General features: G+C 68.1%; 7 protein-coding genes. 3 read left to right on the top strand and 4 right to left on the bottom strand.

Annotation, left to right across the window (positions count from 1 at the left end):
- Positions 1-60: 60 nt before the first annotated feature.
- Complete coding sequence (locus FDA38_RS01120; RefSeq protein ID WP_137252199.1) at positions 61-1428, bottom strand: alpha/beta hydrolase; 1368 nt, start codon at positions 1426-1428, stop codon at positions 61-63.
- Between the two features lie 167 nt (positions 1429-1595).
- Here FDA38_RS01120 and FDA38_RS01115 point away from each other — a divergent pair, with 167 nt between their 5' ends.
- Positions 1596-5249, top strand: coding sequence for an NPCBM/NEW2 domain-containing protein (locus FDA38_RS01115; RefSeq protein ID WP_137252198.1), 3654 nt, complete (start codon positions 1596-1598; stop codon positions 5247-5249).
- A gap of 51 nt (positions 5250-5300) precedes the next feature.
- Entirely contained in the window at positions 5301-6734 is a 1434-nt protein-coding gene (locus tag FDA38_RS01110; RefSeq protein ID WP_137252197.1) for a DUF7059 domain-containing protein, read from the top strand.
- Here the strand turns inward: FDA38_RS01110 and FDA38_RS01105 are convergent.
- On the bottom strand, positions 6728-8296 hold the full coding sequence (locus FDA38_RS01105; RefSeq protein WP_233714453.1) for a GGDEF domain-containing protein: 1569 nt from the start codon (positions 8294-8296) through the stop codon (positions 6728-6730). The genes FDA38_RS01110 and FDA38_RS01105 overlap by 7 nt on opposite strands.
- Positions 8297-8336: 40 nt before the next feature.
- Positions 8337-9893 (bottom strand): GGDEF domain-containing protein, encoded by a 1557-nt coding sequence (locus tag FDA38_RS01100; protein ID WP_137252196.1) that lies wholly within the window; start codon positions 9891-9893, stop codon positions 8337-8339.
- 217 nt (positions 9894-10110) lie between these two features.
- On the opposite strand from FDA38_RS01100, the gene FDA38_RS01095 reads away from it, so the two are divergent.
- Entirely contained in the window at positions 10111-10926 is an 816-nt protein-coding gene (locus FDA38_RS01095) for a TIGR03619 family F420-dependent LLM class oxidoreductase (protein ID WP_137252195.1), read from the top strand.
- Positions 10927-11443: 517 nt separating this feature from the next.
- On the opposite strand, the gene FDA38_RS01090 is transcribed toward FDA38_RS01095, so the two are convergent.
- A complete protein-coding gene (locus FDA38_RS01090) occupies positions 11444-12748 on the bottom strand; it encodes a cytochrome P450 (RefSeq protein WP_137254050.1) in 1305 nt (434 codons plus the stop codon).
- Positions 12749-12752 lie beyond the last annotated feature (4 nt).

Raw genomic sequence — 12752 nt, 5'->3', positions numbered from 1 at the left:
CACCGCGCGTCGCGGCACCGCCACAGGCTGCCCCGAGGTCGCCTACGAGCGTACGCCGTCTCAGCGGACGAAGCGGATCTCCGGGAACTTCGGGGAGTCACCGCGGAGCAGAAGCGCCGGCCGGCGACGCAGCGTCTGGTCGAAGAATGCGGCGATGTACTCGCGCTGCGCCAGCACACTCCGCGCCGGTTTCGCGCTGCCGACGAGCGCCTTCATCACCGACGTGATGATCGGGTCCTCGCCGTAGATGTCGTGGAAGAGCTGGGAGAAGATGAACTGGTAGTCGGTGAACGCCTTCTGCTTGGTGTTCGCCAGGGCCAGGTTGAGTTTGCCGCCGTGCTGCGTCTTCCAGAAGCTCGCCCAGGATGCGTCGTAGTTGTCCTCGGCCGGATCGGTCCGCTGGGTCTCACCCGATCCGAACAACAGGAACGGTCGGTCCAGACCACTCTTTGCAACGTCGCCGAGCGGTCCTTTCTTCCGGTCGTCCTGGAGCGTGCCGTCGAGATCGATCCCGGCGGCGATCCGTTCGTCCTCGAGCATCGTGTTCGCGGTCGCATAGCCGCCGAGGCCGATGCCGAACATGCCGACCTTGCGCAGGTCCAGCCCGTCCGCGAGGTCCTTCGGCAGATCCTTGCCCTCGGCATCGACCTTCCGGCCGCCGGCCATCCGCTCGAGCTGATCCAGTACGAACCGCGCGTCCGCGGTCCGGGTCTCGACCGCTGCCCGGATCTGGTCCGGACCAGGCGGTTCCGACTCCGGCGCACCCGGCAGGAACCGTCCGCCGGGGAACTCCACCGGCGTCTCGTGCGAGTGGTCGATCGTCACCACGACGTACCCACGACTCGCGAGGTCCTCGACCTGCGCGGTGTTCACGAACCGGCTGTACTGGAAACCGGGTGAGAACAGTACGACGGGATGCCGCATCGGCTGGGCCGGTACGTCGATCCGCGCGTGCGTCACGGTGCCGGCGAAGTCGAACGACCCGCTCGGCAGCGCCAGCCCGTACTCGCCCGTCCACGCGTCGTCGACCTCGACCGCGGTCCGCGGCGGCATGTACTTCGCGAACGGCGCCGACCCGAACATCCCGGCCGGGTACCAGAGGCTGATCATCAGCTCGCGCTGCCCGCTGGGCATGGCCGGATCCGGCCGCGACCGGTCGATCAGGTGGACGGCGGTCGTCCCGAGCGCCTTCCGCCCGGTCGGCGCCGGCAGCCGGAACTTCACCGGGTGGAAGTCCGGGTCGCCCTGCGCGCGGATCCGGTCCGGCGCGACGCCGCCCGGCGCGTCCGGGTCGATCGCGGCGGCTTGCGCCAACCCCGGCCACGCGGCCGCGGCACCCGCGGCGAGGGCAGCCGACAGGCCGGCGCCCAGGACGTGACGCCTGGTGAAGACGTGACTGCTGGGGCTGCTGGGACGCCGGTTGCTCATGCGCTCATCGTCATCGCCTTGTTTCACCCCGTGATGGCGACACCGTCCCAACTTGATCACGGGGTCATTTGGCGCGACCTGATGACAACGCGTCGTCAGTGAGTTTCAATGTGCGCATCTTGTTCATTGATGCGTGAAGTGAGGCACTCGTGAGCATCTTTGTCCGCATGAAACGTTCAGTAGTCGCCTTAGCCTTGTTAGCAGGCGCACTCGTGTACACCGCGGCTCCCGCCCAGGCCGCCGCCACCACTCTCGGTGACGTCACCGGCTTCGCGGCCGACAAAGCGACGTACACCCTCAGCGCCGGCGCGGCGAAGGTGCGGGTGGTGTTCCTGAAGGACGACGTCTTCCGGCTGTGGATGGCGCCGGACGGGAACTTCACCGATCCCGCGAACACTCCGCCCACCGATCCGGGCGCTCCCGCGTCCAACATCGTCACCAAGACGGACTACGGCACGCCGCGGACCTCCTGGCGTGACCGCGGCACCTATTACTCGCTCACGACCGGCAAGATCGAGGTCCGTGCGCAGAAGAGCCCGCTGAAGTTCTCGCTGTACCGGTCGAACGGTCAGCTGGTCTGGTCCGAGACCGCACCGCTGTCCTGGACCGACACCTCCACCACGCAGACCCTGGGCCGTGGCGCGAACGAGCAGTTCTTCGGCGGCGGCATGCAGAACGGCCGCTTCTCGCACCGCGACCAGACGATCAAGATCACCAAGGACTTCAACTGGGAGGACGGCGGCAACCCGAACGCGTCGCCGTACTACATGAGCACCGCGGGCTACGGCGTACTGCGGAACACGTTCGCCCCGGGTAGTTACAGCTTCACCAGTCCGGTCGTAACCAGTCACGACGAGAAGCGGTTCGACGCGTACTACTTCGTCGGTGACCTGAAGACCTCGCTGGACCGCTACACCGAGCTCACCGGCCGGCCGTTCATGCCGCCGATCTACGGACTCGAGTACGGCGACTCGGACTGCTACAACCGCGGTCACTACGCGACGGACCCGGACCCCAGCAACGACTGGAAGGTCAACCCGGACAAGGTGACCACGCTGGACGCGGTCAAGGTCGCGCAGCGGTTCAAGGACGAGGACATGCCAGGCGGCTGGATGCTCGTCAACGACGACTACGGCTGCGGGTACTCCGCCACCACCGACTCCGAACAGGTCGACGGCACGTGGTGGGGCAAGCGCGACATCCCCGCACTCAAGCAGGCCGGTGACGAACTGCGCGCTCGGAACATCCAGATGGGGCTGTGGACCCAGTCCAACCTGGACCGGCAGCCGGCCGAGGTCGGTGACGCCGGTGTGCGCGTGCGGAAGCTGGACGTGGCATGGGTCGGTCCGGGGTACCGGTACGCGCTGAGTGCTTGCGACACGGCGCATGACGGTATCGAGCAGTACAGCAACGCCCGCGGGTTCGCGTGGATGGTCGAAGGCTGGGCCGGCGCGCAGCGGTGTGCGGTGCAGTGGACCGGCGACCACAGCGGCTCGCTGGACGCGATCAAGTGGCAGATCCCGGCGATCACCGGCTCCGGCAACTCCGGCATCGCGTACAGCGCGGGTGACGTCGACGGCATCTTCGGCGGCAGCGCCACGTCGTACGTGCGGGATCTGCAGTGGAAGACGTTCAACCCGGCGTTCATGAGCATGTCCGGCTGGTCGACCCCGGCGTACAAGCAGCCCTGGGCGTACGGCGATCCGTACACCTCGATCAACCGCAAGTACCTGAAGCTCCGCGAGCGCCTGCTGCCGTACTTCTACACGTACGCCGCTGAGGCGCACCGGACCGGCGCTCCGCTGAACCGGTCGCTGGTGCTGGAGTACCCGAACGACCCGAAGACGTGGGACGACACGACGAAGTACGAGTTCCTGGCCGGCAAGGAGTTCCTGGTCGCACCGATGTACGGCGCGGACGAGGTCAAGAACGGGATCTACCTGCCTGCAGGCCGGTGGATCGACTACTGGACCGGTCGCGTGTACCAAGGCCCGACAACGGTCAACGGGTACCACGCCGCGCTCGACACGCTGCCGCTGTTCGTGAAGGCCGGCGCCGTCGTGCCGATGTGGAAGACCGGTATCAACAACGCCGCCGAGCAAGGCTTCGGCGACCGCGTCACGGTCGACATCTACCCATCGGGCAAGTCGTCGTTCAACCTCTACGAGGACGATCGCGTCACCCGCTCGACGAAGTCCGCGACGCAGACGTTCGCCGTCGACGCACCGACGGACGGCCGCGGCGACATCACCGTGAACATCGGCCGCAGCAACGGTTCGTACGACGGCAAGCCCACCGCGCGCCCGTACGAGCTGACACTCCACACCGGCACCGCCCCGCACCACGTCACAATCGATGGCAAAGCTGCCAACTGGTCCTACTCCAACGGAGTGGTTCGAGTGCAAACCGCATCGATCCCCACCTCACGGAGCGCCGTCGTCCGCCTGTCGGGGACGTCCGCGGTGGGCGGCCCAGACGTCACCAATACCTTCGGCACCCCGGAGCTCACCACCCCGTCACTGTGGAACGCTCCCGGCCAGGCCACCGAGGTCACCGCGACCTTCCGCAACGACACCCGCACATCCGTCCGCAACGTGCACCTCGACGCTCAGCTGCCAACCGGCTGGTCCGTCGCGGGCGCAAACACCTTCTCGTCAGTTGCCCCCGGCAAGACCGTGACCACCAAGCTCCAGGTCACTCCGGGCGCGGATGTGAAGCCGGCAAGCTTCACCCTGTCTGTGAGGGCGTCGTACGTTGCTCAAGGCAAGAGTTACTCGAATACCGCGTCAGCGACCGCGGAGTTGCCGTACGCATCGTTGTCGCAGGCAGCCAATGTCGTTGGCGTGACCGACGCAGCGACGTACGCCAAGGGCAACTTCGACGGCTCCGGCGACAGCTTCAACGGCGAGGCTTTGGCGGCAGCCGGCTACACGCCAGGCGGCACGGTGAACGTCCAGGGCGCTGACTTCACCTGGCCGACCGGAGCACCCGGTACGCCGAACGTGGTGAAGGACCAGTCGGCCCCGATCCTGGTCTCAGGCACCGGCTCACACCTCGCGCTCCTTGGTGCAGGCGCCAGCCTCAACGCCCGGGGAACCGTCACCATCATCTACACCGACGGCTCCACGTCCGAAGGCACCTTCCAGTTGCCGAACTGGTGTTGCCAGGATCCGACCACGGGCGGCGCCAAGCTCGCCGTCTCGGTCAAGGGCCGTTACACACCAGCCGGTCTGGGCAACACGACGACGGATTACCGCGTGTTCTACACCGCCGTACCGCTCGATCCCGGCAAGACCGTGAAGGCGATCAAGCTGCCCGGCGGCGGGCTCGGATTCTTCGCGGCCACGATCGCCGACAAACCGTTGCCCCCGGCACCCACCGGGGAGAACTGGGTCAGTGACCTGGAGTTCCTGGATTCGACCAACGGCTGGGGCCCGGTCGAACGCGACCACAGCAACGGCGAGGACGGCACCGGCGACGGCGGCCCGATCACGCTCGACGGGGTCACGTACGCCAAGGGCCTGGGCGCGCACGCTCCTTCGTCGGTGAGCGTTCGCCTGGGCGGCAACTGCACCACATTCACCAGCAAGCTGGGCATCGACGACGAGATGGAGGACCGGGGCAAGGTCACGTTCAAGGTCCTTACCGACGGCACCGCGAAGTACACGTCCGATCAACTCACCGGAACATCGCCAACAGCCACCACAACGGTCGACGTGACCGGCGCCCAAACCCTCACCCTCCAAGTCACCGACGGAGGCGACGGCAACACCAGCGACCACGGCGACTGGGCCGACGCCAAACTCACCTGCAACCCGTAGAAGCCGGGGCATCCTCCCGCCTCCCTCGATGGGAGGTGGGAGGATGTGCGCATGCAGGAGAGTGTGGTGGCAGGGCTGCGGACGGCGTTCGAGGCCGCGGGGTACACCGTGGACGGGGTTGCCGAGCGGCTCGGGGAGCAGGCCAACGGGGCGTTGGGGCGGAACGAGACGGCGCCGGCGTTTCGGCGTACCGGATCCGGAGATGCGCTCGACACGATGATCCGGCTGTTCCTGCTGCAACGACCCCTGCCGGAAGCACTTGTAAATAAGGTGTTTGCGGGAATCGATCTGGTTGCCCTGGGCATCGTCGAGACCTCGGGCGGCGAGGCAAGGGCTGTGCTCGACATCCGGCCGTTCGCGGAGGAAGAGCGGGAATGGTGGGTCGTTGCGGACCCCACGCCAGGGCTCGACGGGCGCCGCGAGCCGATGCGCTCCGACTACGTCCTCGGCATCGCTCCGGCCAGCTTGAGCCTCATCCACCTCACGGTCCCGATCAAGGCCGACCGAGCGCTCGACATCGGCACCGGGTGCGGCATTCAGTCGCTCCACCTGGCCGACCGGGTCAACCAGCTCGTCGCCACCGACGTGAACCCGCGTGCCCTGCAGCTGGCCCGCTGGACTGCTGCGCTCAACCACATCGACCTCGATGTCCGCGACGGCAGCCTGTACGAGCCGGTGCGCGGCGAGCGGTTCGACCTCATCGTCAGCAACCCGCCGTACGTCATCTCCCCGCCCGGCGGCGACCTGACCTACCGCGAGACCGGGTACGCCGGTGACACCGTCGTCGAGCAGCTCATCCGGCAAGCACCAGACCACCTGACCGACGGCGGCTGGTGCCAACTGCTCGCCAACTGGACCTGTGTGCGCGGCGAGGACTGGCAGGACCGCATCGCCTCCTGGACAGCGGACCGGTCGGCGTGGGCCGTCCAGCGCGAGCAGCTAGACCCCTCCGAGTACGTCGAACTCTGGCTGCGCGACGCCGGCCTGCAGGGCCCACCGCAGTACACCAGCCGGTACGACGAGTGGATGCGGTACCTGGACGACCAGAACGTCGAGGCGATCGGCATGGGCTGGATCACCCTGCACAACGTCGAAGGCACCCTCGCCGCCGAGTCCTGGCCGTACGAGATCGAGCGCCCGATCGGTCCGCACGTCCTGCACCGTTTCGAGCGTCTGGAAGGCCTACCCGCCGACCTGACCGCACTGCACCTGCATGTCGCCGACGACGTCATCCAGGAGACCACCGGTCAACCAGGCGCCGAGGACCCGGCCACCATCGTGCTGCGACGCCAGCGTGGCATGCGCCGCGCAGAGCAGGTCGACACCGTCCTGGCCGGCTTCGTCGGTGCGTGTGACGGCGACCTGAGCACCGGCCAGATCCTTGCCGCACTCGCGGACCTGATGGACCGCCCGGTGGTCGACGTACTCGCCGACTACCTTCCCCAGATCAGAAACCTTGTCGTAGAAGGCTTCCTCGACTACTGAGCAGCCCGCCGGCGACGGCGCTTCTCGGCGTACATCCGCCGATCGGCCTCGGTCAGCAGGTCGCTCACCGACGTACCGTCGGTGCTGCTCGCCTGCCCGACGCTCAACCGCAGCATTGCGAACCACGGCGCCAACGCCTGCGCCGCCTCCCGATCCGCCGCTGTCTTGATCCGCTCGACGAGTTCGCCGGCACCGCGCTCGTCCGGGTTGTCCAGTACGACGACGAACTCGTCCCCGCCGGCCCGTGCCACCACGTCCTCCGCGCGGCACTGCTCCTTCAACAGCTGCCCGACGCGACGCAGTACCTCGTCCCCGCACGCATGCCCGTAGCTGTCGTTGACGACCTTCAGGTTGTCCACGTCGATCGCGATGACAGCGACCGATCGACCGGAGTCGCGCGCCACCGACATCCGCTCATCCAGCGCGCGCCGATTGCCCACGCCGGTCAGCGGATCCTCCCGCGCGGCCCGCCATTCGGCGTCGTGCCGGATCGAGAGCTCATGGTTCGCCAGCGCACTCCGTACGGCGTACAGCCCGCGCAGCCGCTCCGCCCACCACCCTCTGCTGATCGCCCGCGCATACTGCAGCCCGCTCGACGCACCAGCGTCGCCTGACTCAGCAACGATCTGTACGGCGGTGTGCCGGATCAGGGCCTCGACCGGCGGATCCGACGTCGGCGGCAGCTCGCTGGCCGACCGGCCCGCGGCCTCCATCGCATCGTCGATCCGGCCGAGCGTCAGATACGCCCTGGCCAGGTACGCGCCCGCGATCGCGGCCAGCTCGAGATCGCCGAGCTTCGCGAGCTGGTCCCGGCAGTCCTTCAGGATCACCGCCGCCTCGGCCGCGTCGCCGGCGTCGTTGCTCGCCGCGAGCCACATCCGCCCGGCCATCGGCCAGTACCCGAGCAGGTCGGCCGCAAGGATCGCGTCGACCGCCTCACCCGCCCACCGATGCGCGGCCCGGCGACGCTCCTGGATCTCCTCGTCGTACGACGGATCGCCGAGCCGCTCGAGCTCGTGCGCCCATCGCAGGCTCGACTCGGCCAGGTTCAGCCGGTTGATCGTCGGCGCCTCGGGCAGGCCGAGCGGATCGTGATCGCCCTCGGCGGCGAGCTCGAAGTGCGGGATGCACAGTTCGTACAGCCGGAGCAGGTCGTACGCGTAGCCGAGGCCGGTGTGCGCCCAGGCGGCCAGGCCGAGATCGCGGGTCCGCGACAGCGCGTTCTCCGCGGCGACCAGGTCGGCGACCGAGTCACCGCCTTCACCGGTGCGGATCAGCGTGACGATCCGGACCGCGATCGCGTTCGCCTCCCAGCCCGGCTCGTCGATCGCGCGCGCGACCCGGATACAGCCGTCGACGGCGTCGAGCGCCTCGATCGAGTCGGTGGCGTGATGCGCCGCGACGGCCCGCACGTACTCGGCCGCTGCCCGCTCGTGACTCGGCTCCGGGCCCAGCTCGGCCAGCAGCTCGTTGATCTCGAGCGCAGCCTCCGCCGGACTACCCGACTGCGCCCGCGTCATCGCCGCCGCAATCCGCGCCGTCACCCCCGACGTCTCGCGCACCACACCTCCCCTACCCTGACTCACTCTGTTGCGGTGCCCATTACCTACTGCGGCGCTTGTCCTCGTAAAGACGCAGATCCGCCCGCGCGATCAGCTGGTCGACACCGAGACCCTCGGCGGTTGCGGCGTACCCGAGACTCAGCCCGAGCCGGCGCAGCCACGGTTTCTCCGTCGCCGCCGCGATCGCCGCGACGGCGATCCGGATCCGCTCGGCCAACTGCGCACCGCCCTTGGCATCAGGCTGGTCGAGGACCACGAAGAACTCGTCGCCACCCGATCGAACCACGGCATCGGTCGCTCGCGCCTGTTCTACCAGGAGATTTGCCACAACCTGCAGCAATTCGTCCCCGCAGGCGTGCCCGAAAGTGTCGTTGACGATCTTCAGGTTGTCCACATCGATGGCCAGCAAGGTGACCGCCCGCCCGGAGTCGCGGGCCGCGGTCAGCCGCTCGTCCAGCGCACGGCGATTACCCACGCCGGTCAGCGGATCCTGGCGCGCGGCGTGCCACTCCGCGTCGTGGCGAGCCGGAAGATCGTGCACAGCAAGCGCATGCCGTACGGCGTTCAGCGCCCGCTGCCGCTCCTTCCACCAGCCGCGCGCGACCGAACGCGCGTACTCCAAGCCTGCAATGCCTCCCGGCGTACCGTCGAGAGCGTCGATCTCCGAACGGGTCTGCAGGACCAGGACATGCGTCGATGGGTCGGCCAACGGAATCAGGTCGGCGGCGGCTCGATCCGCCGCAGCCTTGGCCTCCTCGAACTTTCCCTGCGCCTTCAGCGCTCTTGCCAGGTACGCGCCGGCGATCGCGAGCCGCTCGGTCTCGCCGAGCTTGCTGATCTCGTCGCGAATCTCGGTCAGGTCGACGACCGCGCGGTCCGGATCCTCGACGGTAGCGGCCGCAGCAAGCCACAGACGGGCGCTCAGACGCCAGAACTCCTGGCTCTCGTCGTCCACTATCACCCGCTCGGCCTCACGCGCCCAGTACGCCGCTGACGCCAGCCGCTCCTCGATCTCCCTTGTATACAAAGGATCGCCGAGCCGCTCGAGTTCGTGCGCCCAGCGGAGGTACGTCTCGGCCAGGTTCAAGCGGTCGATCGCCTCGGACTCAGCCAGCTCGAACACGTCCTCGTCGAGCCCGGTCGCGAGCTCGTAATGCGGGATGCAGAGCTCGAACAGTCGTAGTACGTCGTACGCGTAGCCGAGGCCGGTGTGCGCCCAGGCAGTCAGTCCCGGATCCCTGGTCCGGCTCAAGGCCGCTTCAGCCGCGACGAGGTCATTGACGGTGTCGCCACCGCGACCGCTGCGGGCGAGGTTGATGATGCGGATCGGGAGCGCGTTGGCTTCCCAGCCGGGCTCGTCGATCGCGCGGGCGACCTCGATGCAGGCGTCGACCGCCCGCAGCGCCTCGTCGGCGTCACTCGCGTGATGAGCCGACACACCCCGCACGTACTCAACTGCGGCCAGCCGGTAACTCGGCACCCCACCCAGCTCGGACCGGATCGCCTCGATCTCCGCCGCAGCACTCGCATGCCCACCCGATTGGGCGGCGGTCATCGCGGCGGCGATCCGGGCGGTCAACACATCGCCCGTCGCCATCTCGCCAATCCCCATACCCGCCGACGGCCCTTCCCTGTTCCGTCACCCGCACTTCGGGCCGGACCGCCCATTGTGACCACCCACCCCGCATCCTGTCACGACCCGATCCGGCCAACGACCACCTAGTGCCACAAACAAACTACTCACGAGAACCACCAGTGCCGGAAATACCGCGCGATTTGCCTTGACCCTGGGGGCCGGGTTCTAAGGTCGGCGGGTGAAATTCGCCGTTACTTACAGCACGCCAGGACAGGGGATGGATCCGGAGCGGCTGGTGGAGTTCGCCCGGCACGCGGAGGCCTGCGGGTTCGAGGGGCTGTACGTCCCCGAGCACGTCGCGCTCTACCGCGGTGCGTCCTTGGGCGGCTTCGAACTGCCGACGACGCTCGAGTACGCCGATCCGCTCGACCTGCTGATGTACGTCGCCGCCTCGACGGAGCGTCTCCTGCTGGGTACCGCAGTACTGCTGCTGCCCTACCACCACCCGGTCACGCTGGCGAAGCGTCTCGCCACGATCGACGTGCTGTCGAAGGGCCGGATGCGCCTGCTGACCGTCGGGCTGGGCAGCCTGCCCGGTGAGGCACGCGCCGTCGGCGTCGACTTCGCCACCCGTGGTCGCCGTACGGACGAGGCCATCGACGTACTGCGCCTGCTGTGGAGCGGCGGCGCGGACGGGGTGAGCTACTCGGGCGAGTTCTTCGAGTTCGAGGACCTGTGCAGCTTCCCGCATCCGCTAGCCCCGCTGCCGATCCACATCGGCGGCTCCAGCCGCGCCGCCGCCCGCCGAGCCGGCCGCCACGGCGACGGCTACTTCCCAGGCGGTGCACTGCCCCCGGCCGAGCGCGCAGCCCAATGGAAACTCGCCCGCGAAACCTCCGGCCGCGACGACCTCGAGTACACCCGCTGGGCCTCAACCGACCTGGCCCCCGCGGCCCTCGCCTCGTACGAACGCCAAGGCGTCACCCGCCTCGTCATCAACCCCCAAACCCCCGCCACCCTAACCACCTTCGCCCAACGCTTCAGCCTGTACTGACAGGCTTCACACCAGGTCGTTCCGTCCCGCACCGCGGTCAGCACCACTTGGATCCAACCAGCCAGCAAGGCCTTCACCACCTATCGTGTCTTGCGCCGGCCCACACCGGGTCGCCTGACACGATCGACGCCGGCATATCGCCGGAGGCGCCGAGGGTCGTCCGACCGGTGGTCTCGTGGCTCGCTGAGCGCACAGACGCAGCCCCTCACCCGGACAGGACAGCTCGGGGTGCGATCACGCACGCCGCGAAGCGGCCAAAGAACTGCCGCCGCGAAGCGGTGTCCTTTGTTCGCGTCAGAAACATTCGCGTCGCCCGTAAGGAGCAGCTCGGGGTGCGATCGTGCTCGCCGCGGAGCGGCCGAAAGGCAGTCGCCGCGGAGCGGTGTCCTTTGTTGCCGCCGGAAACACATCCGCCTCGCCCGGTGGGGGCGAGGCGGATGACGGTTGCGCCGCCGCGGAGCGGCCAAAAGAACAGCCGCCGCGAAGCGGTGTCCTTTGGCTGTCGCGGAGCGGTTTGTTAGACGGCGGCTTGGTTGGTGGAGGCTGCGTGGAGTTGGACGGGGAGGGATTCGACGCCGTAGACGATGGAGAAGTCGCGGAAGCGGAGTTGTTCTTCGGGTACGGCGAGGGACAGGTCCGGGAAGCGGTGGGCCAGCGCGGTGAATGCGGCCCGCAACTCCATCCGCGCGAGTTCCGCGCCGACACAGCGGTGCATGCCGTGGCCGAAGGCGAGGTGGGCGGAGGACACCGTACGACGGGGGTAGAAGTCCTCGGCATCAGCGCCGAAGATCTGCTTGTCCCGGTCCGCGCCGGACAGCGATACCGCGACCAGGTCGCCCTTCTTCACCTGCTGGCCGAACAGCTCCTGGTCGTGCCGCGCGAACCGCGGGAACGCGACCTGGACAACCGTCAGGTACCGCAGCAACTCCTCCACGATCCCGTCGACCGAACCGGGCTCGTTCCGGATCATCTCGAAGTTCTTCGGGTCGCGCAGCAGCACCAGCGTCCCGAGCGCGAGCATGCTCGCGGACGTCTCGTACCCGCCCAGGAACACCCCGTCGGCGAGACCGCCGAGCTCGACGTCGTCGAGATCGTCACCCTGCTCGCGAATGATCGACCCGATCAGCCCGTCGCCCGGGTTCGTCCGCTGCTTGCGGACGATCTCGAACAGGAAGTCCCGCGACTCCGAAGCCGATCCGAACACCCCGATACCGCCACCGGACAGGTCGAACCGCGCCGGCCCGAGCGCACGGAAACGATCGCGGTCCTGCTCCTCGACCCCGAGCAGATCGGCGATCAACAGGAACGGCACGTTGAACGCGAAGTCGGCGACGATGTCGACGACCGGCCCCTTGGCCTCCATCTGGTCCAGCTGGTCGTTGACGATCTTCTCGATCGCCGGCTCCAGCCGGGCCAGCTTGCGCTTGGTGAACTCGGGGGTGAGCAGCTTCCGCAGCCGCGTGTGGTCCGGCGGATCGGTGAACCCGAGCCCGCCGATACCTTCCGACGGCTTGTTCGGGTCCGAGCCGACCAGCGGCCGGATGTCGTTGCTGAAGTTCGTCGTGTCGGCGAGCACGGCCTTCGCCTCGGCATGCCCGCTGACCACCCATACGTTCAGCCCGAACAGGTGGGCCAGTTTGTGCACCGGCTCGGTCTCCCGCACCTCCGCGAGCTCCGGCACCGGGTCGAGACCCTGCCGGCGCAGCGGCATCGAGACCGAGCTGGGGAACATCCGCATCTTCGACAGGTCGAGACCACCCTTGCGGGTGGTCCTACTGAGAATGCGGTTGCCGACCCATCTCTTCAGGTATGTCGCAACCATGACT

Origin of the sequence: Kribbella jiaozuonensis (genome assembly GCF_005233875.1) — a bacterium.
Classification (GTDB): Bacteria; Actinomycetota; Actinomycetes; order Propionibacteriales; family Kribbellaceae; genus Kribbella; species Kribbella jiaozuonensis.
Note: the sequence above shows the minus strand (reverse complement) of the source record. Positions and strands in the feature narration are given on the sequence as shown.

Bases quoted from the DNA above. Each gene is read 5' to 3' on its own strand.
- FDA38_RS01110 (WP_137252197.1), top strand. From the start codon at position 5,301: ATGCAGGAGAGTGTGGTGGCAGGGCTGCGGACGGCGTTCGAGGCCGCG.
- FDA38_RS01100 (WP_137252196.1), bottom strand. From the start codon at position 9,893: ATGGCGACGGGCGATGTGTTGACCGCCCGGATCGCCGCCGCGATGACC.
- FDA38_RS01090 (WP_137254050.1), bottom strand. From the start codon at position 12,748: ATGGTTGCGACATACCTGAAGAGATGGGTCGGCAACCGCATTCTCAGT.
- FDA38_RS01115 (WP_137252198.1), top strand. From the start codon at position 1,596: ATGAAACGTTCAGTAGTCGCCTTAGCCTTGTTAGCAGGCGCACTCGTG.
- FDA38_RS01120 (WP_137252199.1), bottom strand. From the start codon at position 1,428: ATGAGCAACCGGCGTCCCAGCAGCCCCAGCAGTCACGTCTTCACCAGG.